The following is a 23,023-nucleotide window of genomic DNA, read 5'->3' on the forward strand; positions in this document are numbered from 1 at the left end:
ATTAAATGATATTGAAAATGATTATCAATGCCGTACTTTTTACAAGGTTTTAATAGCGCATGTTGATTGCTAAAGATGTGAACCGAATCACCCAGTTAACGTGATGATTGCCAACATGCGCAAAATGGCGGCAATCGTTAAAAGGTTAACACCCTGCGTAATTTTTAAACTCGTTTGGTCGGAGGGGTCATTACCGACGATAAAAAATAACGAGGATTAAGTCATGAGTAACGCGATTACGATGGGTATCTTTTGGCATTTGATAGGCGCAGCCAGTGCCGCCTGTTTCTATGCCCCGTTCAAACAAGTCAAACATTGGTCATGGGAAACGATGTGGTCGGTTGGCGGGATCGTCTCTTGGCTTATCCTGCCATGGACCATTAGCGCCATGTTGCTTCCCAATTTCTGGGCCTACTTCAGTTCTTTCAGCCTCTCTACGCTGGCTCCGGTGTTTCTGTTCGGCGCGATGTGGGGGATTGGCAATATCAACTATGGTCTGACCATGCGCTATCTCGGTATGTCGATGGGGATCGGCATTGCAATTGGGATTACGTTGATTGTCGGCACGCTGATGACCCCAATTATCAACGGCAACTTTGATGTGCTGATCAATACTTCCGGCGGACGCATGACGCTGCTTGGCGTACTGGTCGCGCTGATTGGCGTCGGTATTGTGACTCGGGCCGGTCAGTTAAAAGAACGCAAAATGGGCATCAAAGCGGAAGAGTTCAACCTGAAAAAAGGGCTGGTTCTGGCGGTCATGTGCGGCATTTTCTCCGCCGGGATGTCATTTGCGATGAACGCCGCTAAACCAATGCACGATGCCGCCGCCGCGCTGGGTGTCGATCCATTGTATGTCGCCCTGCCCAGCTACGTGGTTATCATGGGCGGCGGCGCGTTAGTCAACCTGGGCTTTTGCTTCATTCGTCTGGCAAAAGTGAAAAACTTGTCGATAAAAGCCGACTTCTCGTTAGCCAAACCACTGATTATCACCAACGTGCTGCTGTCTGCGCTTGGTGGCCTGATGTGGTATTTGCAATTCTTCTTCTACGCCTGGGGCCACGCGCGTATTCCGGCTCAATATGATTATGTAAGCTGGATGCTGCACATGAGCTTCTATGTTCTGTGCGGCGGGATTGTCGGGCTGGTGCTGAAAGAGTGGAAAAACGCGGGTCGCCGTCCGGTCAGTGTGCTAAGCCTTGGCTGCGTGGTGATCATTGTCGCGGCAAACATTGTGGGTCTGGGAATGGCCAGCTAATCATGTTGGGTGCTGAGATGACGCCACTGGCTGGGCGTCATCCCGGTTTCCCGCGTGAACACCACCGAAAAGTAGTTACTGTCCTCAAAGCCACAGCGCATGGAAATCTCACTGATCATTAACCGGCTATGCTTGAGCAGATACTGAGCATGGCAGACCCGCACCTGGCGGAGATACTGGTTGATGGTCATCCCGGTCTGGCTGCGAAACTGCTGGCGCAAAACGCGCTCGCTGCACCGTTCGCGCTCGCAAAACTTATTCAGTTCGAACGCATGCTCATGACTACCGGCTAACGCGGTGATCAGTTTATCCAGCAGCGTTTCGCTCGACGTCGCCGGGAGCGTATCCGTTGCATAACGATGCCGCTTAAGGTGGGTCACCAGTTGCCCGAACAGCAGCTCAGCCATGGTAAAAGCCTGCGCATCACGTTGATTACTTTCATGCTCAAGCTGGCTTATCACCTGTCTGACCTGGCTCATGCCAACGCTACCGAGTCGCCAGTGCGGGTGCCTTGGCGCACCATCAAATCCGGGGATCGCCCCTTGCCAGTCAACATTCAGCGTCAACCGCTCCGGGCAGTAGATGATATTTTGCAGCACAAGGTCGTTAACGGAAGTGTAGGAGTGTTTATCTTCGGTGCGAATGTAAAACAGATCGCCACGGGTTATCCGGTACGGGCGATCGTTCAGGACATGCAGGCCATTACCGCGCCAGACCAGAACCAGCTCGCAAAACTCATGGGTATGCTCAGCAAAGACATCCTGCGGATAACGATCGGCTACGGCGACAGCCTGCTGCTCATGCGCAAAAAAGTCTGATTTCAGAAGGACCAGATGGTTCGCCATCACAATATTCCCTGCCGGGTGGCGGCTACGTGTCACGTAATCTGTAGGCCGGATAAGGCGTAGCCGCCATCCGGCGTTAAGGGACATGATTATCTGAGATTCGGCGATAAAAAACGTTGATAGCTTTCGCGTTACTGGAGGCTGCTTGCCACAACGAGATCGCGCCCCTGGCGAATATCGCGTGGCGACCACTTGAACTCACGGCGAAAAAGCGTCGAAAAGTGGTTACTGTCGCCGAATCCGCAGAGATAAGCGATGTCTGTCACGCTATCATCACTGTGACGAAGCAGATGCCGAGCCTTGATCAGCCGCAAGCGGTTAAGGTAGCGCTGCGGCGTCAATCCGGTTTGCTGTTTGAGCTGGCGATGCAGAGTACGCAAAGAGAGGGAAAACTTCTCGGCCAGCGCCTCCCAACATACCTCGTCGGCAAAGTTATCTTCCAGCCACGCCATCAGGAGGTTAAGCCGCGCGTCGTTATCGGTCGCTGCTTCCATCAGGCTGCTTTTACGCAGCAGCACCAGCAACTGCATAAACAGGATCTCGCGATTTGCCGCCGTTGGTGTATCCATCCCCTCACCGAGCGCTTCCATCTGCCCCACCAGTTGTCGAACCTGCTGCAACACACCCTGATTCACCCGCCAGTGCGAAGGATACTGCCCATTCTGTTCCTGAGGTAAAAGCTGATTCAGCCCAGCCAGAAATTGAAACGCATCCGGGGAGCGATACAACACATTGGTCAGGCACAGATTGTCAGTATGTTCATATAAATGCCGGTCATGATCGCGAACGAAACACACCGTACCGCCGCTGATGGTGTAAGGCTGTCCGTTGAACACATGGATCCCCGTTCCATGTTCGACCACCACAATTTCATGAAAATCATGATGATGTTCTGGAAACGCAGGTTGAGGAAGCCGCGGTTCAATAGCCACTGGCGCTTTACCTGTCGGAAAAAAATCCACGCAATGCAATATCGTCATGATGACATCCTTCCCGATCAAATGAACATGGCTGAATAGTAATTAAGGGTTATCACCCTCACCTTAAATTTTTGACGCCAAAGTGCGTAAACACGGTCAATTCTTCAAGAAATGGCGGGAAAGATCGGGAATTGCGGAAGACGTCACATCCGCTAAAACCGACCCTATTAATAGAAATTGTGAACAGCATCACGTTCACCTTTGCCATGTTGCCAGCCGCTAATTGTGGCTGTCACTGTCAAGAAGGTACGCGTTATCTGGGGTTCTTAGACTGAATGCAATAAAACTCAGAAGGACCTCGCTATGACTTTTCGCCATTGTGTCGCAGTCGATCTCGGCGCATCCAGTGGGCGCGTAATGCTGGCGCGTTACGACAGTGAACACCGCACCCTGACGCTGCGTGAAATCCACCGCTTCGTGAACTGCCTGCAAAAAACAGACGGTTTTGACACCTGGGACATCGACAGCCTGGAAAACGATATTCGTCTTGGCCTGAAAAAAGTCTGCGATGAAGGCATTCGGATAGACAGCATCGGCATTGATACCTGGGGCGTGGATTACGTTCTGATCGATAACGTCGGTCGACGTGTCGGTCTGCCGGTCTCTTACCGTGACAGCCGCACGACCGGCATTATGGCGCAAGCGATGGCGCAGCCGGGTAAAGGTGAAATTTACCGCCGTAGCGGCATTCAGTTTCTGCCCTTTAACACCCTGTATCAGTTGCGTGCGCTGGTTGAACAACAGCCAGAACTGCTCCCGCAGGTGGCCCATGCCCTGCTGATCCCCGACTACTTCAGCTTTCGCCTGACCGGCAAAATGAACTGGGAATACACCAATGCCACCACCACCCAGTTAGTCAATATTAATACCGACGACTGGGATGACACTCTGCTGGCGTGGACCGGAGCAGACAAAGCCTGGTTTGGTCGTCCGACGCATCCGGGGAACGTAATTGGTCACTGGATTTGCCCGCAGAAAAATCAAATTCCGGTCGTAGCCGTCGCCAGTCACGACACGGCCAGCGCGGTCATTGCTTCTCCGCTGGCCGACAAAAACAGCGCCTATCTCTCTTCCGGGACCTGGTCGCTGATGGGCTTTGAGAGCAGAACGCCGTATACCAACGATGCGGCACTGGCGGCGAATATCACCAACGAAGGCGGCGCGGAAGGGCGCTACCGTGTCCTGAAAAATATTATGGGGCTGTGGCTGCTCCAGCGCGTATTAAAAGAGCGCCAGATTTCCGACCTGCCAACGCTTATCAGCCAAACGCAAGCGCTGCCGGCTTGTCAATTCCTGATAAACCCGAACGACGATCGCTTTATCAACCCCGACGATATGAGTGCAGAAATTCAGGCAGCATGCCGTGAATCAGGCCAACCCGTACCCCTGCAAAACGCCGAACTGGCGCGCTGTATCTTCGACAGCCTGGCGTTGCTGTACGCCGACATCCTGCAAGAGCTGGCACAACTGCGTGGTGCAGCATTTAGCCAACTGCACATTGTCGGTGGCGGCTGCCAGAACACCTTACTGAACCAGTTGTGCGCGGATGCCTGCGGTATTCGCGTGATGTCCGGGCCAATTGAGGCCTCCACGCTCGGCAATATTGGCATCCAGCTGATGACGCTGGACGAGCTGAACAACGTTGATGATTTCCGTCAGGTGGTGCGCGCTAACTACGAACTGACCACCTTCATTCCCAATCCTGAAAGTGAAATTGCCCGCTACCAGGCGCAGTTTCAATCACTACGACAGACAAAGGAGCTTTGCGCATGACCACTCAACTTGAACAAGCCTGGGAACTGGCAAAACTGCGTTTCGCCGCGGTAGGCATTGATGTCGAGGCGGCCTTACGCCAGCTCGATCGTCTGCCGATCTCCATGCACTGCTGGCAGGGCGATGATGTCGCCGGTTTCGAAAATCCGGAAGGTTCGCTCACTGGCGGTATTCAGGCTACCGGTAACTATCCGGGTAAAGCGCGTAACGCCACCGAACTGCGGGCCGATCTGGAGCAGGCGCTGAGCCTGATTCCGGGTCCAAAACGTCTGAATTTGCACGCGATCTATCTGGAATCTGATACGCCGGTTGCCCGCGATCAAATCAAACCTGAGCACTTTAAAAACTGGGTGGAGTGGGCGAAAGCGAACCAGTTAGGACTGGATTTCAACCCATCCTGCTTCTCACACCCGCTGAGCGCCGACGGTTTCACGCTGGCCCACGCCGATGACACCATTCGCCAGTTCTGGATCGATCACTGCAAAGCCAGCCGTCGCGTCTCGGCGTATTTTGGCGAGCAGTTGGGTACGCCATCAGTGATGAACATCTGGATCCCGGATGGCATGAAAGACATCACTGTTGATCGTTTAGCGCCGCGCCAACGTCTGCTGGACGCGCTGGACGAAGTGATCAGCGAGAAACTAGACCCGGCGCACCATATCGATGCCGTCGAAAGCAAGCTGTTTGGCATCGGTGCGGAAAGCTACACCGTGGGCTCTAACGAGTTCTACATGGGTTACGCCACCAGTCGCCAGACGGCGCTGTGTCTGGATGCGGGTCACTTCCATCCGACCGAAGTGATTTCCGACAAAATCTCCGCCGCCATGCTGTACGTGCCGCGCCTGCTGCTGCATGTCAGCCGCCCAGTGCGTTGGGACAGCGATCACGTGGTGCTGCTAGATGATGAAACGCAGGCGATTGCCAGCGAGATCGTGCGCCACAACCTGTTTGACCGCGTACACATCGGCCTCGACTTCTTCGACGCCTCCATTAACCGCATCGCCGCGTGGGTGATCGGTACCCGCAATATGAAAAAAGCCCTGCTGCGCGCGCTGTTAGAACCGACCGAGCAACTGCGCCAGCTCGAAGCCAGCGGCGACTACACCGCACGCCTGGCCCTGCTGGAAGAGCAAAAATCGCTGCCGTGGCAGGCCGTCTGGGAGATGTATTGCCAGCGTCACGACACGCCTGCGGGCAGCCAGTGGCTGGACAGCGTGCGCACTTATGAAAAAGAGATTTTGAGCAAACGTAGCTAACCGTGACACCTGGCTTGTAGGCCGGATAAGACGCCCCGCGTCGCCATCCGGCAATGAATGAAACACGATTGCCGGATGGTGCTTCGCTTATCCGGCCTATGTAAGACCCGATAACGTTCGGGCAATAAACAGGAACACCGAACATGCAAAACATTACTACTTCCTGGTTCGTCCAGGGGATGATCAAAGCCACTTCTGATGCGTGGCTGAAAGGCTGGGACGAGCGTAACGGCGGTAACCTGACGCTGCGTCTTGATGAAGCAGATATCGCGCCATTTAGCGCCGATTTCCACGAAAAACCACGCTATATCGCGCTGAGTCAGCCGATGCCGCTGCTGGCGAATACGCCGTTTATCGTCACCGGTTCGGGGAAATTTTTCCGCAACGTCCAGCTCGATCCAGCAGCCAATTTGGGCGTGGTAAAAATCGACAGCGACGGTGCGGGCTACCACATCCTCTGGGGCCTGACTCACGAGGCCGTACCGACCTCTGAACTGCCGGCTCACTTCCTCTCTCACTGCGAACGCATTAAAGCGACGAACGGTAAAGACCGCGTGATCATGCACTGCCATGCCACCAACCTGATCGCTCTGACCTACGTGCTGGAAAACAACACCGCGCTGATTACCCGCAAGCTGTGGGAAGGCAGCACCGAGTGCCTGGTGGTGTTCCCGGATGGCGTTGGCATTCTGCCGTGGATGGTGCCAGGTACAGATGAAATTGGTCAGGCGACCGCCGAGGAAATGCAGAAACACTCGCTGGTACTGTGGCCATTCCACGGCGTGTTCGGCAGTGGACCCACCCTCGACGAAGCGTTCGGTTTGATCGATACCGCAGAGAAATCCGCTGAAGTTTTAGTCAAAATCTATTCGATGGGCGGTATGAAGCAGACCATTACGCGTGAAGAGCTGATCGCACTTGGCAAACGCTTCGGCGTGACGCCGCTGGCCAGCGCCATAGAGCTGTACTGATACCTCCCCACTCAACGCCGGATGCAGCTTCGCCTTATCCGGCCTACATGACGGTGCGCATTTCACCGTAGGCCCGATAAGCGTAGCGCCATCGGGCACCAGGGAATTTTTTTAAGGAGAATAGTGATGAGCTTTATGTTGGCACTGCCAAAAATTAGCCTGCATGGCGCCGGCGCGATTGCCGATATGGCGAACCTCGTGGCGAATAAACAATGGGGCAAAGCGCTGATCGTCACCGATGGTCAACTGGTAAAGCTGGGCCTGCTGGATAGCCTGTTTGCCGCGCTGGATGAACATCAGATGTCTTACCACCTGTTTGATGAGGTGTTTCCAAACCCGACGGAAGAGCTGGTGCAGAAAGGTTTCGCGGCGTATCAGGACGCCAAATGTGACTACATTATTGCCTTCGGTGGCGGTAGCCCGATCGATACCGCTAAAGCGGTGAAGATCCTGACCGCCAACCCCGGCCCTTCTACTGCTTACTCCGGCGTAGGCAAAGTTAAAAATGCGGGTGTACCGCTGGTCGCCATCAATACCACCGCCGGTACGGCAGCAGAGATGACCAGCAACGCGGTCATTATCGACTCTGCTCGTAAGGTCAAAGAGGTGATCATCGACCCGAATATCATCCCGGATATCGCCGTGGATGACGCCAGCGTCATGCTGGACATCCCGGCATCCGTCACCGCCGCAACCGGTATGGACGCCTTAACCCACGCGGTGGAAGCCTATGTTTCCGTTGGTGCGCATCCGCTCACCGACGCTAACGCGCTGGAAGCGATTCGCCTGATCAACCTGTGGCTACCAAAAGCGGTCGACGACGGTCATAATCTCGACGCTCGTGAGCAAATGGCGTTTGGTCAGTATCTGGCGGGGATGGCCTTTAACAGCGCTGGTCTCGGTCTGGTGCATGCGCTGGCGCACCAGCCGGGCGCAACCCATAATCTGCCACACGGCGTCTGCAACGCCATCCTGCTGCCGGTAATCGAAAACTTTAACCGTCCAAACGCCGTGGCGCGCTTTGCCCGCGTAGCGCAGGCGATGGGCGTCGATACCCGTGACATGAGCGATGAAGCGGCAAGTATGGAGGCCATCAACGCGATTCGTGCACTCAGCAAGCGTGTCGGTATTCCTGCGGGCTTTAGTTCACTTGGCGTGACGAAAGAGGATATTGAGGGCTGGCTGGATAAAGCGTTGGCCGATCCGTGTGCGCCGTGCAACCCGCGCACCGCCAGCCGCGACGAGGTCCGCGAGCTGTATCTGGAGGCGTTATGATTCGCAAGGCCTTTATAATGCAGGTGAATGCCGACGCGCACGTTGAGTACCAGCGTCGGCACAATCCCATCTGGCCAGAACTGGAAGCGGTGCTGAAAGCACACGGCGCCCATCACTACGCGATTTATCTCGATCAGGCGCGCAATCTGCTGTTCGCCACCGTTGAGATTGAGTCCGAAGAACGCTGGAATGCCATTGCCAGCACCGACGTTTGCCAACGTTGGTGGAAGCATATGCGCGACGTAATGCCGACCAACCCAGACAACAGTCCGGTCAGCGCAGAGCTAAAAGAAGTGTTTTATTTGCAGTAGTCTTGTAGGCCGGATAAGGCGCTAACGCGCCGCATCCGGCACAACGCAACATAACAGTTAGTTCTGCTCAGAAACCAGAATCGCCTGGGTGTCAGGCTCCAGCGCTTTAAAGATATGCGCCTGGTCAGCGGGGTAACAAATATAGTCGCCCTCGCCTAACTCCTCCGGTGCTTCCGTCAATCCCACCATCGCCTTACCCTGCGTCACGATGATGTGTTCAACCGATCCCGGCGGATGCGGCTGTGAAATCCGATCCGCACCCGGCTGCGTCAGCAGCAGATAGATATCCCGCCGTGCCCCCGGTGGGCAGGCGGCCAGTAAAATGGCCTGATAGTGGGCCTGCTCAGCCACAACTTTTGTTCCTTCGCCGCGGCGAATCACCTGCGTTTTTTGTTCCTGCGGCTCCAGCAGGCGCGCAAAGGGAATATCCAACGCCACACACAGCGACCAGAGCGTTTCCAGGCTAGGATTGCCATTGCCCGCTTCCAATTGCGAGAGTGTCGATTTTGCAATCCCTGCGCGACGGGCAATCTCTGCCAATGACAAACCGGTGCGCTGACGTTCACGCACCAGGCTTTTCGCGATCATACTGATGGGCTGGGTCATTCACGACTCCATGTTCTTTATATCGAACGAATCGTTCGACTTGTAATATTGACTGGTCGCGTTCATTATAATGGAAATTCGTTCGATATGGCTAAAATGGTATGAAACATTATTTTTCCAGTCTCAAAGGCGACACAATAAAAGCAATATTTTTAGTCTGTCTGGCCGTCGGCGTAGTCGGCATGTCATACGGCTCGCTGGCAATGGCCTACGGCTTCCCGCTGTGGGTACCGTTTGTGCTCTCTATTACCGTGCTGGCGGGTGCATCCGAGTTTATGTTTATCGGCATCGTCGCCAGCGGCGGTAACCCACTGGCGGCTGCGGCTGCCGGTTTACTGGTCAACGCCCGACACATCCCGTTTGGCGTCACGGTGCGCGATCTTGTGGGCTCCCGGGCTGCGAGTTTCCTCGGCTGTCATATCATGAACGACGAAAGCGTAGTATTCGGCCTGTCGCAAAAAACACCCGAACAACGTAAAGCAGCCTATTGGCTGTGCGGTCTGGGCGTCGCTATTTTCTGGCCTGTTGGCACACTGATCGGCGCGGGCGTCGGCAAACTGCTCCCCGCCCCGGAAACCATCGGTCTGGATGCCGTCTTCCCTGCAATTTTATTGGCCTTAGTGGTCCCGGCCTTTAAAAACCGCACCACACTGATTCGCGCCTGTAGCGGTGCCGGGTTGTCGCTTGCCGCCATCCCCTTTGCGCCGGTCGGTTTACCGGTTTTGCTCTCACTGTTTGGCTTACTGACGAGGAAAAAATAATGGGCAACATGACGCTGTTTATCGTCGGTATCGCCATCTTATCTCTGGGAACCTATTTAATGCGTTTAGGCGGAGCGAAGCTTGGGAGTCGTTTAGCGTTCTCGGAACGCTCGCAGGCGCTGCTTTCCGACGCCGCAACGGTATTACTGTTCTCCGTTGCGCTGGCGACCACCTTTTACGAAGGCGAACACTTTGCCGGTATGGCGCGGGTTCTTGGGGTTGGCTTCGCGGTATTTCTCGCCTGGCGCAAGCTGCCGCTAATCGTGGTGATCGTTGCCGCCGCGGTGGTGACCGCATTGCTGAGAATAGCGGGCATAAACTAAAAAAGCGCCTCAAGGGCGCTCTTTCGACAGTACTGAGGTATCTTATTTCAGCAGTTCAGCAGTCATGTGCACGCGGTTGCCGGTGTAAGCCTGAGTGATTTTATAATCGCTGGCGCCTGCACGTTCAGCCTGGGCGGCAATTTTTGCTTCAGCACTTTCCAGCGTAGAACCGGTTGCGGTAACTGTCTGAGCAGCGAAAGAACCGAAAGAAGTAGCCAGAGCGATAACTGCGACAAAAGTTTTGATGCTTTTCATGATATAAACCCTTTAACTTAGTTGTTTGAGTAAGGCACCGTGCCTTGATGTGATAAATAATAGCCCTCACATCGCACAACTAAAAGCGGAAGGATTTGCCAGTCTTATTCAAAATAATTGAATGCTTGTTATTCAGCTATCAGACGCTCGGGGTGTGTATAAATCGTCGCCCTGCCCGGTTTGCAAAAGCCCACCAGCGTCAGGTTGCAGCGCTCGGCAACTTCTACCGCCAGCGTTGTCGCTGCAGAAACAGCAAACAGGATCTCCACGCCGCACATCGCCGACTTCTGCACCATCTCGTAGCTGGCGCGGCTGGAGACTAATACCGCGCCCTGTTGCCAGGTTTCCCCTTCGATTGCGCGTCGCCCCAGCAGTTTATCCAGCGCAACATGACGCCCAACATCTTCATGCCCGCCCGCCAGATGACCTGACGGCTGTACCCAGGCAGCCGCGTGCGTGCAGCCTGTCAGTTGCCCCACGGGTTGAAAATTATTGAGATGGCGTAAAGCGTGATCGAGATTCGCCAGATCGAATGTCTGGGTAAACGGCAGCGGCTGGACTGGCTTGCCAATGTCATTGAGCTGCTCCACGCCACAAACGCCGCAACCGGTGCGACCGGCCAGCGCGCGACGACGTTCCTTCAGCCCCATAAATCGGCGACTGGACAGCTCAACCTGCACTTCTAATCCGTTACAGGAAGGAACCACTTCCATTGCGTAGATATCCTGCGGGCGCTCAATAATGCCTTCAGAAAGTGAAAAGCCCATCGCAAAGTGCTCAAGATCTTTCGGTGACGCCATCATCACCACGTGCGAAATCCCGTTGTAAACCAGCGCAACCGGTACTTCTTCAGCGACGACATCCGGCTGAGGATGTTGCAAATCCTCGCGTTTCCAGAGGGTCAACTGGCGCGATCCTGTCAAAGTCGTCACATTTTTGATGTTTTCTCGAATAATCTTATTCACTTTCTTTTAACCATATTGGAACACGCATACCAACATTGTGGTATTCTTTACAAACCCCTCCTGGAGGGAGGGAAATTCACCCAATTCTGGACCTTTGCGGTCCCGTCCGCAAAGAAAAATAACAACCACTTCCCTCACGCTCGAGTAACGGAAAAGTGAAGGGAACGTGACAATGTCGAAAAAGGAGCAAACCATGCAGGTCAGCAGAAGGCAGTTCTTTAAGATCTGCGCTGGCGGTATGGCAGGCACCACGGCAGCGGCACTGGGTTTTGCACCCGGCGTAGCGCTCGCGGAAACACGGCAATATAAACTGCTGCGTACCCGCGAAACCCGTAACACCTGCACTTACTGTTCCGTTGGCTGTGGACTGTTAATGTACAGTCTCGGTGACGGAGCAAAAAACGCCAAAGCATCCATCTTCCATATCGAAGGGGACCCGGATCACCCGGTGAACCGTGGCGCGTTGTGCCCGAAAGGGGCAGGACTTGTGGACTTCATCCACTCCGAAAGTCGCCTGAAATTCCCGGAATACCGCGCACCAGGCTCTGATAAGTGGCAACAGATTAGCTGGGATGAGGCATTTGACCGCATCGCTAAGCTGATGAAAGAAGACCGCGACGCAAACTACGTTGCACAAAACGCCGAAGGCGTAACCGTTAACCGCTGGCTTTCCACTGGGATGCTGTGTGCTTCCGCTTCCAGTAACGAAACCGGCTATTTAACGCAAAAATTCTCCCGCGCGCTCGGTATGCTCGCGGTCGACAACCAGGCACGCGTCTGACACGGACCAACGGTAGCAAGTCTTGCTCCAACATTTGGTCGCGGTGCGATGACCAACCACTGGGTCGACATTAAAAACGCCAACCTCGTTGTGGTGATGGGCGGTAACGCCGCTGAAGCCCACCCGGTCGGATTCCGCTGGGCGATGGAAGCTAAAATTCACAACGGCGCGAAGCTGATTGTGATCGATCCGCGCTTTACGCGAACCGCAGCGGTGGCTGATTTCTATGCGCCGATTCGTTCCGGTACTGACATTGCTTTCCTGTCAGGCGTCTTGCTGTACCTGCTGAACAACGAAAAATTCAACCGCGAATACACTGAGGCCTATACCAACGCCAGCCTGATCGTGCGTGAGGATTACGGTTTCGAAGATGGCCTGTTCACTGGCTACGATGCGGACAAACGCAAGTATGACAAAACCAGCTGGAACTACGAACTGGATGAAAAAGGCTTCGCCAAACGCGATGTCACCCTGCAACACCCGCGCTGCGTGTGGAATCTGCTGAAACAGCACGTCTCCCGCTATACGCCGGACGTTGTAGAAAATATCTGCGGTACGCCAAAGGCTGACTTCCTGAAGGTCTGTGAGTACATCGCAGAAACCAGTGCCAAAGATAAAACCGCGTCGTTCTTGTACGCCCTTGGCTGGACACAACACTCCGTAGGTGCGCAGAACATCCGTACCATGGCGATGATCCAGTTGCTGCTTGGCAACATGGGGATGGCCGGCGGCGGTGTTAACGCCCTGCGCGGTCACTCCAACATTCAGGGTCTGACCGACTTAGGCCTGCTGTCACAAAGCCTGCCGGGCTATATGACGCTGCCGAGCGAAAAACAGACTGACCTGCAAACCTACCTTGCCGCCAACACGCCAAAACCGTTGCTGGAAGGTCAGGTGAACTACTGGGGCAACTACCCGAAATTCTTCGTCTCAATGATGAAAGCCTTCTTTGGCGATAAAGCGACAGCGGAAAACAGCTGGGGCTTCGACTTGCTGCCGAAGTGGGATAAAGGGTACGACGTGCTGCAGTACTTCGAGATGATGAACCAGGGCAAAGTGAATGGCTATATCTGCCAGGGCTTTAACCCAGTCGCGTCATTCCCGAATAAAAACAAGGTCGTGGCTTCACTGTCCAAACTGAAATTCCTGGTCACCATCGACCCGCTCAACACCGAAACGTCTACCTTCTGGCAGAACCACGGTGAGTCGAACGATGTGGACCCGTCGAAAATCCAGACCGAAGTATTCCGTCTGCCGTCCACCTGCTTCGCCGAAGAGAACGGTTCTATCGTTAACTCCGGTCGCTGGCTGCAGTGGCACTGGAAAGGCGCGGATGCCCCGGGGATTGCCGTTACCGATGGTGAAATCCTCGCCGGTATCTTCCTGCGCATGCGCAAGATGTATGCCGAGCAGGGTGGCGCGAACCCGGAACAGGTGCTGAGCATGACCTGGAACTACTCCACACCACACGAACCGGCTTCGGAAGAAGTGGCGATGGAGAGCAACGGTAAAGCGTTGGCCGACATTATCGACCCGGCAACAGGTGCAGTCATCGTTAAGAAAGGCCAACAGCTTAGCTCGTTCGCCCAACTGCGTGACGACGGCACCACTTCCAGCGGCTGTTGGATTTTTGCCGGTAGCTGGACGCCGGAAGGCAACCAGATGGCACGTCGCGATAACGCCGACCCATCAGGCCTTGGCAACACGCTGGGCTGGGCATGGGCGTGGCCGCTCAACCGACGCATTCTGTATAACCGCGCGTCTGCTGACCCGCAGGGGAATCCGTGGGATCCAAAACGTCAGATCCTGAAATGGGATGGGGCGAAATGGAGCGGGATGGATATTCCGGACTACAGCGCCGCCGCACCTGGCAGCAACGTTGGGCCGTTCATCATGCAGCCGGAAGGGATGGGACGCCTGTTTGCTATCGATAAGATGGCGGAAGGTCCGTTCCCGGAACACTACGAGCCGTTTGAAACGCCGCTGGGAACTAACCCGCTGCACCCGAACGTCATCTCTAACCCTGCCGCGCGCATCTTTAAAGGTGACGCGGAAGCACTGGGTAAAGCAGATAAATTCCCGTACGTCGGTACGACCTATCGTCTGACCGAGCACTTCCACTACTGGACCAAGCATGCGCTGCTCAATGCCATCGCACAGCCGGAACAGTTTGTGGAAATTGGCGAGAAGCTGGCGAATAAGCTCGGTATCTCTCATGGCGATACCGTCAAAGTCTCCTCTAACCGCGGCTACATTAAAGCCAAAGCAGTGGTGACTAAACGTATTCGCACGCTGAAGGCCAACGGTCAGGATATCGACACCATCGGTATTCCGATTCACTGGGGCTACGAAGGTGTGGCGAAAAAAGGCTTTATCGCTAACACGTTAACGCCATTCGTCGGTGATGCGAACACGCAGACGCCGGAATTTAAGTCCTTCCTCGTGAACGTGGAAAAGGTGTAACGGAGACGACCTATGGCTTATCAATCGCAAGACATCATTCGTCGTTCCGCCACTAACGGTTTCACCCCCGCGCCTCAGGCGCGGGATCACCAGGAAGAGGTGGCGAAGCTTATCGACGTCACCACCTGTATCGGCTGTAAAGCGTGTCAGGTGGCCTGTTCTGAATGGAACGACATCCGTGATGAAGTGGGCAACAACGTTGGGGTGTACGACAACCCGGCTGATTTGACCGCTAAATCCTGGACGGTAATGCGCTTCTCGGAAGTGGAACAGAACGACAAACTGGAGTGGCTTATCCGCAAGGATGGCTGTATGCACTGCGCCGATCCGGGCTGCCTGAAGGCGTGTCCGGCTGAAGGCGCAATCATTCAGTATGCCAACGGTATCGTCGACTTCCAGTCCGAGCAGTGTATCGGCTGTGGCTACTGTATCGCAGGCTGTCCGTTCGACGTGCCGCGCCTCAACCCGGAAGACAATCGCGTCTACAAATGTACGCTGTGCGTTGACCGTGTCGTGGTCGGGCAAGAACCGGCCTGCGTGAAAACCTGCCCAACCGGCGCGATTCATTTCGGTACTAAAGAGTCGATGAAAACGCTGGCAGGCGAGCGTGTGGCGGAGCTGAAAACGCGTGGTTACGAAAACGCGGGTCTGTACGATCCGGCAGGCGTTGGCGGTACGCACGTCATGTACGTATTGCACCATGCTGACAAGCCGAATCTGTATCATGGCCTGCCGGAGAACCCGGAAATCAGCGCCACCGTGAAATTCTGGAAAGGCATCTGGAAACCTCTCGCAGCCGTCGGCTTTGCAGCGACATTTGCGGCCAGTATCTTCCACTACGTCGGTGTAGGCCCGAACCGCGCGGAAGAGGAAGAAGACAACCTGCATGAAGAAAAAGACGAGGTGCGCAAATGAAACGACGTGACACCATCGTGCGCTACACGGCGCCGGAACGCATCAACCACTGGATCACTGCCTTCTGCTTCATTCTGGCGGCAGTGAGCGGGATGGGCTTTCTCTTCCCGTCTTTTAACTGGCTGATGCACATCATGGGCACTCCGCAACTGGCGCGAATTGTGCACCCGTTTGTCGGCGTGATCATGTTTGCCTCGTTTATCATCATGTTTTTCCGTTACTGGCACCACAATCTAATCAATCGGGATGATATCTTTTGGGCGAAGAATATTCGTAAGATTGTCGTCAACGAGGAAGTAGGTGACACGGGACGTTATAACTTCGGCCAGAAATGCGTATTCTGGGCGGCGATTATCTTCCTGGTCCTGTTGCTGGTGAGCGGAGTGGTCATCTGGCGTCCGTATTTTGCACCTGCTTTCTCAATCCCGGTGATCCGATTCGCGTTAATGCTGCATTCATTTGCCGCAGTAGCGCTAATTGTGGTTATCATGGTGCACATTTACGCCGCCCTTTGGGTGAAAGGCACCATTACCGCGATGGTGGAAGGATGGGTTACCAGCTCATGGGCGAAGAAACATCACCCGCGCTGGTACCGTGAAGTCCGCCAGAAACAGGAAAAGTCATCTGAATGAGTATTCGCATAATCCCGCAAGATGAGCTGGAGAAGAGCGAGAAACGCACGGCGGATATGATTCCGCCGTTATTATTCCCCAGACTCAAAAATTTGTATAACCGCCGTGCTGAGCGCCTGCGCGAGTTGGCCGAGAACAACCCGCTGGGCGACTACCTGCGCTTTGCCGCGCTGATCGCCCACGCGCAGGAAGTGGTGCTGTACGACCATCCGCTGCAGATGGATCTGACCGCGCGCATCAAAGAAGCGAACGATCAGGGCAAACCGCCGCTGGATATCCACGTCCTGCCACGCGACAAGCACTGGCAAAAGCTGCTGCAGTCGTTGATTGCTGAGCTGAAGCCAGAGATGAGCGGTCCCGCGTTAGCGGTGATCGAGAATCTGGAAAAAGCCTCAGAGCAAGAACTGGAGCTGATGGCCAGCGCGCTGTTTGCCTCTGATTTTGCCTCCGTCAGCAGCGACAAAGCACCGTTCATTTGGGCTGCCCTGTCGCTCTACTGGGCGCAGATGGCAAGCCTGATCCCCGGCAAAGCCCGTGCGGAATACGGTGAACAGCGTCAGTACTGCCCGGTGTGTGGTTCAATGCCGGTCTCCAGCATGGTGCAAATCGGTACCACCCAGGGTCTGCGTTATCTGCACTGCAACCTGTGCGAAACCGAGTGGCACGTGGTGCGCGTGAAGTGCAGCAACTGCGAGCAGAGCCGTGATTTGAACTACTGGTCACTGGATAACGAACAGGCGGCAATCAAAGCTGAAAGCTGCGGCGACTGCGGGACTTACCTGAAGATTCTCTATCAGGAAAAAGACCCGAAAGTCGAAGCCGTGGCCGACGATCTCGCCTCACTGATGCTGGACGCGCACATGGAGCAAGAGGGCTTTGCCCGCAGCTCCATCAACCCGTTCCTGTTCCCGGGTGAAGGGGAGTAAGTTCTTCGCACTACCGGGCGGCGTAAGTCGCCCGGGTTATAATGTATACGGTGTGACCACACCGGATAGGCCTGCAAAATCCTTAGTATTTCGCGTAACCAGCGTAAGACGATGAATCTGTGCTGTTGCCAAAATAATGGCATCCGGCAATTTCATCCCATATTCCTGTCTGATACTCACGCTTCGTTCAGCAATATCCTGTGAAACGCCGATCACGTTAAAAGCACCTAGCGCAACACGAGTACGGGCTTCCTGATGGTATTTTTTTGCACCCACCATCACCTCCATCCATGTAATGAGGCTGATTGCATTCTGCGGCGGCCATGTTTCTATCGCTAGTTTTGCTTCATTTCTCCCACTAAACAGATCGATGAGGATGTTGGTATCAAAAAGCGCGGATCCTTTGACCATTACCATTCCTCACGGAGTTTACGCTGGTATTCAACACCATCTTCCTCACAGCCTTGCCACAGCCCAAGAGCACGTGAAATTGTGGTTTCAGCCTGATCCTGCCTCTCAAGATACTGTTCAACGGCCTCCCGTAAAAGTTCTGCTCGCGGCAGGTTGCGCTGCACCTTGAGATCATCAAGACGTTTAATCACTTCATCTGATAAATCGAGTAAAATTCTGCCCATATCCATCCCAGCCATCATACTCATATATACCTCCAGTATATCATCAGCGATTAATTTCCACACAACATACACCTGAAAAAAGCAAGAAAATAGCCTCCACGCGAACGATTTTTACTTTTGCGAGCCGCTTTCCAAAATCATACCCATCCCTATTTTTCCCATTTTCATTCTTAGTAATCCAGGTTATAAACCTGTATATCCATACAGATAAGAGTATTTAAAAATGGCACTGGAAAGCGGGATTGCGCAGTTAGTTGAGGCATTTATCGCGGCGGGACGCCCTTCTTCCCGTGAGCAGAATATTGATGACCGGAGAGCGGCCTATATTGCCAGTACGGCGCTGGCCGGAGAAACTGAAACCCGCGTACAGGTTGAAGATATTGAACTCGACGCCATAGCATTTCGCGTTATTTCGCCGCGGGGCAGCACGGGAAATCTCCCCTGCGTTATCTATTATCACGGCGGTTGCTTTGTCAGCGGTGGATTTGCCACACATGATAACCAGCTAAGGCAACTCGCCTGGTACAGCGGCTGTCGGGTCATTGCGGTGCAGTATCGCCTCGCACCAGAGCATACCTTCCCGGCAGCACATAACGATGCTGAAACCGGGGCCAATATCATCTGGAAGTATGCCCAGAAACTGGGAGTAGACCGGGACAACATTACGCTTGCTGGCGACAGCGCAGGTGGACACCTGGCGCTGGTCACCGCACTACGCCTGAAAGCTGCCAGGCAATGGCAACCTGCACAGCTTATGCTGATCTACCCGATGCTGGACGCAACTGCCAGCTTTGCGAGCTATGACCATAATGGACGGGATTACATTATCACCCGCGATACACTGCTTTCGGGCTACGAAATGTATATGCCGAAAACCGATCCATTACATCCCGAAGTCAGCCCACTCTGGCGCAAAGACTTCAACGGTTTACCGCCCACGCACATCATTACTGCCGAATTCGACCCACTGCGAGATGAGGGTGAAGCCCTGTATCAACGGTTCCTGGAGCAAGGCGTGGAGTGCTCTTGCCAACGCTATCTCGGCGTTATCCACGGTTTTTTCCAGTTGGCAGGGGTGAGCCCGGCGGCACGAAATGTGATGCGAGATGTGGCCTGGCGGCTTGGCCAATAAGGATGTTCATGAGTTCTGAAATTAAGGAAGGTACCCGTCAATACAATCATCGACAGCATGCGATTTTTATCAAAATACGGATTATGGCATTTTCATAATCCGCATTTTACATCAGCAAATGAACCCAACATTACATTTTAGCCAGAGGACCTACTCTTCCTCGTTACCGCCTTCTTCATATGCGCCAAACGGTTTCGCAGGTAGCACAATGTAAGTACCTTCAAACACGACGCCCGGTGTGTCATCGCCAAACACCCCGACCTGCATCTGAACTCGCGCCTTGCGACCTCTTGCCAGGCGGTCGAGGTCACCGCTCAACGACCCCAGATCGGCAATAGCAGTTGGTTTCCCGGTGATCGGCCTGCTGTATCGGATATGCGCGTCGGCCAGGATTATTGTCCCACCCAGATGACGCTCGCGCAGCATCAGCCAGATAAGTCCCCAGCCCGTTAGCGTAGCAAGTGAAAACAGGCTACCGGCAAACAGGGTATGGTGCGGATTCTGATTGCCTGTCTCGGGCATCGTGGTGATAAATTTCTGCCCAGTGTACTGCTGAATGCGTACGCCCATTTTCTCACTCAATGGAATATGTTCGTACCAGGCTTGTTGTAGCTGTCCGCACCAGTCCCCGCGATGGAGAATATCGTCCAGCGTCGCAATGGGCTTAATCATCAAAAAGTGGCGCACCGGCGTGGTTTGCGGTGTGGTGATTTCCCCCTGGCTCACAAAACCGAGCTTGGCGAAAAATTCGACCGCATCTTCACGGGCACTACAGGTTACGCGTTTGACCCCTTCCTGACGCGCCACAGACTCCAGAGTCATCGCCATCAGCGTGCCCAACCCTTTCTCTTGCACGGAAGGGTCTACTGCCATAAAGCGTATGGAAGCTTCGTTATCCGCATTGATATACAGACGCCCTACCGCAACCAGATTCCCCTCTTCGTCCACCACCATCTGGTGATGCGCCATCGCGTCCCAGGCATCCCGTTCGGAGCCTTTTGGCTGGTGCAATGGTTTACGCAGCATCTCCCAGCGAAACTGGTAGTAACGCTCCAATTCTTCTTCTGTTTGCGGTACTCGAAGGTGATACATAGTCGTATTCTCTCTTGTTGTCCGCGGCCATACCGGTAGCTGGTTCATACTTGTAACCAGAACGTCACCGGGCCATCATTAACCAGTGAAACCTGCATATCCGCAGCGAATCGACCGGTTTGCGTATTCATTTCCTGTTGGCGGCAACGCTCAACAAAGTATTCATACAGCGCTTCTGCATGCTCGGGCGCTGCGCCTTTCGAAAACCCCGGGCGCATGCCACGCTCGGTATCTGCCGCCAGCGTAAACTGTGAAACCACCAGCACGCTGCCGCCTGACTGCTGCACGTTGAGGTTCATTTTACCTTCGGCATCGCTAAAGATTCGATAACCGAGTACACGCTCGCACAGGCGATTCGCTTTCTGTTCGTCATCATCCCTTTCGACACCTAACAGGACCAAAAGTCCTGGGCCAATTTCACCCGTCACCTCGCCCTCCACGGTGACGCTGGCACGGGTTACGCGCTGAATTAATGCAATCATGGTTGCTCTGCTTCTTCTTTTTCTGCGGCTTGTTTAAGTTTGCGGTATTCCCCGAGAGTGACAGTTATTTCCGCGCCTAGCAAGACGATACACCAGGTCCAGTATACCCAGACAAATAAAATGGGGATCACCGCCAGAACACCGTAAATGAGCTGATAAGACGGGAACATCGTGATATAGAGCGCAAATCCTTTCTTTCCGGCTTCGAACAACACAGCAGCCACAAAGGCACCAATAACCGCATCACGGTTGGGTACACGCGTAGTCGGTACGATGCTGTAAAGCAGCCAGAACGAGAGCCAGGAAAGTACCAGCGGGAAAATACGCAGGACGTTATCAATCACCGTGTTGAGATCGCTGGCCCAGCGCAATGACAACAGATAAGAGCTGATCGCCAGACTGGCCCCCGCCAACAGCGGCCCCAGCGTTAAAATCATCCAGTAGACGGCGAAAGAGTAAACTTTAGGGCGAGTACGCTTACTGCGCCAGATAGTATTCAACGCATTATCAATGGCATACATCAACAATAACGCTGTGACAATCAGCCCGCATGCCCCGACTGCCGTCATTTTGTTCGAGTTGGCGACAAACTGTTCGATATAACGTTGAATGACGTCTCCCGTCGCCGGGATAAAGTTTGCGAAAATAAAATGACGTAACTGGACACTGACGTCGGAAAACATCGGAAATGCGGCGAAAAGCGCAAATACGACGGCAATAAGCGGCACTAATGAGAGCAATGAAACGTAGGCAAGATTCCCTGCCAGCGTCGTCATGTTGTCCTCATCAATCCGCTGCCATAATAGCTTCAGCCAGTCTCGTACGGGACGCGTATGATGCCTGGCTTGCTGCTGAACATTTTTTAGCATAACAACGTCGCGAAATAGTCAGGAATGGTCTTTTTATCGACGACCTGGATACTGGTGATCCCTAACCGGTTAGCCCCTTCAATATTATCGGCGTTATCGTCAAAAAAGACCGCATCGTGCGCAGAAAAACCTTCAGACTGCAGGACGTGCTGGTAAATCCGCGCTTCCGGTTTACGCATGCCCAGGTCCTGGGAAAGGTAAATATGGTCAGCAGCCTGACGGATCTCGGGATATTCATCCGGCCAAAACGTGGTGTGCAGGCGGTTAGTATTCGACAAGACGACCACCCGATGCCCCTGCTCACGCAGCTTTTGCATGATGTCGATGACCTCAGGGCGCAAGGCGACAAAAACGGCCTGCCAGCCGTGAGAGAACTGCTCGTAACTTAGCGGCAGCGCCATCTCATGACATAGCGCCTCGGCAAAGGCTTCATCCGTTATTTCACCTCGCTCGTGCTGGTGAAAAGCCTCCCCCATGGTGAAACTTTGCTTTAGCGAAGCCAACGGTACACGACTTAGATCGCTCCATGTGCCCAACACGCGGTTGAAGTCGATATCGACAATCACATTACCCAAATCAAAGATATAGAGCATGCCCTTCTCCTTATTCGCCGTGGATGAATAACTGTAGCGGGAAAGGAGAAGTTTGACTATGCGAGAGTGATGGCTACGAAGTTATCGGGCCATCATTGGGAAGAATTACACGGCCAGAGCATCATCCTGTGAAGGACTCACCTGCACAATTTCAACCTGCTGTGACTGGAGTAAATTGTGCAATGCCGGACCTGGGTATTCATCAGTAAACAGCGCAGTCACCTGAGACACGTTACCAATTTCTACCGCGGCAGAAGCCGTATATTTCGTATGATCCGCTGCCAGCAGAATGTGTCTTGAATGGGACATCATCGTTTTCACTACGCTGGCTTCATTGACATCAAACTCCAGCAGCGCGCCATCACTTTCGATCGCGCCAACGCTGGTAACCAGATAGTCAGCCCGAAAATCAGCCACAAATGCTGAAGCAGAAGGGCCAATGATGCCGCTGTTGTGCGGGCGTAACGTTCCACCTGGTACCATAACTTCAAAACGTGGGTTGTTATACAGAATGTGCGCCACGCGTAGGCTGTTGGTAATAATGCGCAAATGATTATGGTTTAACAGCGCGCGGGCCACCTGCTCAACGGTGGTGCCAATGGTAATAAATACCGTTGATCCATCGGGAATGTAGTCAGCCACCGCTTCCGCGATGGCCTTCTTCTCTTCCGTCCAGGAAACTTCACGCTGCTCAAACGCCGTATTCACCACGCTGGAGGCTCTGCCCGCGCCACCATGATGACGCGTAATTAATCCCTGCTCGCTGAGTTTACGAATATCACGACGCACAGTTTGCGTGGACACGTCCAGCAGGCTCGCCAGCTCGTCGATATTCATATAACCGCGCTCGCTAATCAGCATAAGCAGTTGATCGTGTCGCGGATTACCGGTCAGTTCGGTAAGACTCATGAAATTTCCTCGAAA

The 23,023-nt window shown here is 54.0% G+C and carries 25 protein-coding genes; 13 read left to right on the forward strand and 12 right to left on the reverse strand.

Annotated elements, in window-relative coordinates:
* The first annotated feature begins 223 nt into the window (after window positions 1-223).
* Window positions 224-1,258, forward strand: coding sequence for an L-rhamnose/proton symporter RhaT (rhaT, locus tag OGV57_RS01620; RefSeq protein WP_003840477.1), 1,035 nt, complete (start codon window positions 224-226; stop codon window positions 1,256-1,258).
* On the opposite strand, the gene rhaR is transcribed toward rhaT, so the two are convergent.
* Together rhaR and rhaS are read right to left on the reverse strand one after the other, a co-directional pair.
* Window positions 1,255-2,103, reverse strand: coding sequence for an HTH-type transcriptional activator RhaR (gene rhaR / locus OGV57_RS01625; protein WP_286530691.1), 849 nt, complete (start codon window positions 2,101-2,103; stop codon window positions 1,255-1,257). The two genes, rhaT and rhaR, sit on opposite strands and share 4 nt — an antisense overlap.
* Before the next feature lie 131 nt (window positions 2,104-2,234).
* On the reverse strand, window positions 2,235-3,083 hold the full coding sequence (rhaS, locus tag OGV57_RS01630; RefSeq protein ID WP_003840473.1) for an HTH-type transcriptional activator RhaS: 849 nt from the start codon (window positions 3,081-3,083) through the stop codon (window positions 2,235-2,237).
* A 303-nt stretch (window positions 3,084-3,386) separates the two neighbouring features.
* On the opposite strand from rhaS, the gene rhaB reads away from it, so the two are divergent.
* The 5 genes from rhaB to rhaM all read left to right on the forward strand — a co-directional run bounded on the left by rhaB (window position 3,387) and on the right by rhaM (window position 8,669).
* The gene (gene rhaB, locus OGV57_RS01635) at window positions 3,387-4,856 is read left to right on the forward strand and encodes a rhamnulokinase (protein ID WP_054527929.1); all 1,470 of its coding nucleotides are present in this window, start codon (window positions 3,387-3,389) and stop codon (window positions 4,854-4,856) included.
* Window positions 4,853-6,112, forward strand: coding sequence for an L-rhamnose isomerase (gene rhaA / locus OGV57_RS01640; RefSeq protein WP_003847877.1), 1,260 nt, complete (start codon window positions 4,853-4,855; stop codon window positions 6,110-6,112). Before rhaB ends, rhaA begins: the two co-directional genes overlap by 4 nt.
* A gap of 143 nt (window positions 6,113-6,255) precedes the next feature.
* Window positions 6,256-7,083 (forward strand): rhamnulose-1-phosphate aldolase, encoded by an 828-nt coding sequence (rhaD, locus tag OGV57_RS01645; protein WP_003847879.1) that lies wholly within the window; start codon window positions 6,256-6,258, stop codon window positions 7,081-7,083.
* 126 nt (window positions 7,084-7,209) lie between these two features.
* Entirely contained in the window at window positions 7,210-8,358 is a 1,149-nt protein-coding gene (gene fucO, locus OGV57_RS01650) for a lactaldehyde reductase (protein ID WP_003847880.1), read from the forward strand.
* Window positions 8,355-8,669: an L-rhamnose mutarotase gene (gene rhaM, locus OGV57_RS01655; protein ID WP_054527928.1), complete on the forward strand. Its 315-nt coding sequence runs from the start codon at window positions 8,355-8,357 to the stop codon at window positions 8,667-8,669. The genes fucO and rhaM overlap by 4 nt, the downstream gene beginning before the upstream one ends.
* Before the next feature lie 57 nt (window positions 8,670-8,726).
* Here the strand turns inward: rhaM and OGV57_RS01660 are convergent, their stop codons facing one another.
* Window positions 8,727-9,275 (reverse strand): helix-turn-helix domain-containing protein, encoded by a 549-nt coding sequence (locus OGV57_RS01660; protein WP_003028726.1) that lies wholly within the window; start codon window positions 9,273-9,275, stop codon window positions 8,727-8,729.
* A 101-nt stretch (window positions 9,276-9,376) separates the two neighbouring features.
* On the opposite strand from OGV57_RS01660, the gene OGV57_RS01665 reads away from it, so the two are divergent.
* Together OGV57_RS01665 and OGV57_RS01670 are read left to right on the forward strand one after the other, a co-directional pair.
* Window positions 9,377-10,036 carry an AzlC family ABC transporter permease gene (locus OGV57_RS01665; RefSeq protein WP_003028720.1) on the forward strand — a complete coding sequence of 220 codons (660 nt, stop codon included), beginning with the start codon at window positions 9,377-9,379 and terminating at the stop codon, window positions 10,034-10,036.
* Window positions 10,036-10,359, forward strand: a complete 324-nt coding sequence (locus OGV57_RS01670) for an AzlD domain-containing protein (protein WP_003840456.1) — start codon at window positions 10,036-10,038, stop codon at window positions 10,357-10,359. The genes OGV57_RS01665 and OGV57_RS01670 overlap by 1 nt, the downstream gene beginning before the upstream one ends.
* Window positions 10,360-10,401: 42 nt before the next feature.
* On the opposite strand, the gene OGV57_RS01675 is transcribed toward OGV57_RS01670, so the two are convergent.
* On the reverse strand, window positions 10,402-10,614 hold the full coding sequence (locus OGV57_RS01675) for a YdgH/BhsA/McbA family protein (protein WP_003825262.1): 213 nt from the start codon (window positions 10,612-10,614) through the stop codon (window positions 10,402-10,404).
* Between the two features lie 128 nt (window positions 10,615-10,742).
* Window positions 10,743-11,579, reverse strand: coding sequence for a formate dehydrogenase accessory sulfurtransferase FdhD (gene fdhD, locus OGV57_RS01680; RefSeq protein ID WP_003840454.1), 837 nt, complete (start codon window positions 11,577-11,579; stop codon window positions 10,743-10,745).
* A gap of 193 nt (window positions 11,580-11,772) precedes the next feature.
* Here fdhD and fdnG point away from each other — a divergent pair, with 193 nt between their 5' ends.
* The 4 genes from fdnG to fdhE are packed head-to-tail and all read left to right on the forward strand — an operon-like array spanning window position 11,773 to window position 17,296.
* Window positions 11,773-14,823 (forward strand): formate dehydrogenase-N subunit alpha, encoded by a 3,051-nt coding sequence (gene fdnG, locus OGV57_RS01685; RefSeq protein ID WP_085952512.1) that lies wholly within the window; start codon window positions 11,773-11,775, stop codon window positions 14,821-14,823.
* A gap of 12 nt (window positions 14,824-14,835) precedes the next feature.
* The gene (gene fdoH, locus OGV57_RS01690; RefSeq protein WP_003028691.1) at window positions 14,836-15,738 is read left to right on the forward strand and encodes a formate dehydrogenase O subunit beta; all 903 of its coding nucleotides are present in this window, start codon (window positions 14,836-14,838) and stop codon (window positions 15,736-15,738) included.
* The gene (fdoI, locus tag OGV57_RS01695) at window positions 15,735-16,370 is read left to right on the forward strand and encodes a formate dehydrogenase cytochrome b556 subunit (protein ID WP_003028686.1); all 636 of its coding nucleotides are present in this window, start codon (window positions 15,735-15,737) and stop codon (window positions 16,368-16,370) included. Before fdoH ends, fdoI begins: the two co-directional genes overlap by 4 nt.
* Entirely contained in the window at window positions 16,367-17,296 is a 930-nt protein-coding gene (gene fdhE / locus OGV57_RS01700) for a formate dehydrogenase accessory protein FdhE (protein ID WP_003028685.1), read from the forward strand. The genes fdoI and fdhE overlap by 4 nt, the downstream gene beginning before the upstream one ends.
* 36 nt (window positions 17,297-17,332) lie before the next feature.
* Here the strand turns inward: fdhE and OGV57_RS01705 are convergent, their stop codons facing one another.
* Together OGV57_RS01705 and OGV57_RS01710 are read right to left on the reverse strand one after the other, a co-directional pair.
* Window positions 17,333-17,707: a type II toxin-antitoxin system VapC family toxin gene (locus OGV57_RS01705; protein ID WP_003028682.1), complete on the reverse strand. Its 375-nt coding sequence runs from the start codon at window positions 17,705-17,707 to the stop codon at window positions 17,333-17,335.
* On the reverse strand, window positions 17,707-17,949 hold the full coding sequence (locus OGV57_RS01710) for a ribbon-helix-helix domain-containing protein (protein WP_043018956.1): 243 nt from the start codon (window positions 17,947-17,949) through the stop codon (window positions 17,707-17,709). Before OGV57_RS01710 ends, OGV57_RS01705 begins: the two co-directional genes overlap by 1 nt.
* A 205-nt stretch (window positions 17,950-18,154) precedes the next feature.
* Here OGV57_RS01710 and OGV57_RS01715 point away from each other — a divergent pair, with 205 nt between their 5' ends.
* Window positions 18,155-19,063: an alpha/beta hydrolase gene (locus tag OGV57_RS01715; RefSeq protein WP_003840443.1), complete on the forward strand. Its 909-nt coding sequence runs from the start codon at window positions 18,155-18,157 to the stop codon at window positions 19,061-19,063.
* A gap of 150 nt (window positions 19,064-19,213) precedes the next feature.
* Here OGV57_RS01715 and fabY read toward each other — a convergent pair whose 3' ends face one another.
* From fabY to OGV57_RS01740, 5 genes are all read right to left on the reverse strand, one after another.
* Complete coding sequence (fabY, locus tag OGV57_RS01720; RefSeq protein ID WP_003825286.1) at window positions 19,214-20,155, reverse strand: fatty acid biosynthesis protein FabY; 942 nt, start codon at window positions 20,153-20,155, stop codon at window positions 19,214-19,216.
* Between the two features lie 44 nt (window positions 20,156-20,199).
* Window positions 20,200-20,637 carry a D-aminoacyl-tRNA deacylase gene (gene dtd, locus OGV57_RS01725; RefSeq protein WP_003840439.1) on the reverse strand — a complete coding sequence of 146 codons (438 nt, stop codon included), beginning with the start codon at window positions 20,635-20,637 and terminating at the stop codon, window positions 20,200-20,202.
* Window positions 20,634-21,506 carry a virulence factor BrkB family protein gene (locus tag OGV57_RS01730; protein ID WP_003840437.1) on the reverse strand — a complete coding sequence of 291 codons (873 nt, stop codon included), beginning with the start codon at window positions 21,504-21,506 and terminating at the stop codon, window positions 20,634-20,636. The genes dtd and OGV57_RS01730 overlap by 4 nt, the downstream gene beginning before the upstream one ends.
* Window positions 21,500-22,099 (reverse strand): glucose-1-phosphatase, encoded by a 600-nt coding sequence (gene yihX, locus OGV57_RS01735; RefSeq protein ID WP_016151258.1) that lies wholly within the window; start codon window positions 22,097-22,099, stop codon window positions 21,500-21,502. Before yihX ends, OGV57_RS01730 begins: the two co-directional genes overlap by 7 nt.
* A 105-nt stretch (window positions 22,100-22,204) precedes the next feature.
* Window positions 22,205-23,008 (reverse strand): DeoR/GlpR family DNA-binding transcription regulator, encoded by an 804-nt coding sequence (locus tag OGV57_RS01740; protein WP_003847907.1) that lies wholly within the window; start codon window positions 23,006-23,008, stop codon window positions 22,205-22,207.
* Window positions 23,009-23,023: the final 15 nt, after the last annotated feature.

Source organism: Citrobacter sp. Cf087, from assembly GCF_030334285.1.
Taxonomy (GTDB): domain Bacteria; phylum Pseudomonadota; class Gammaproteobacteria; order Enterobacterales; family Enterobacteriaceae; genus Citrobacter; species Citrobacter freundii.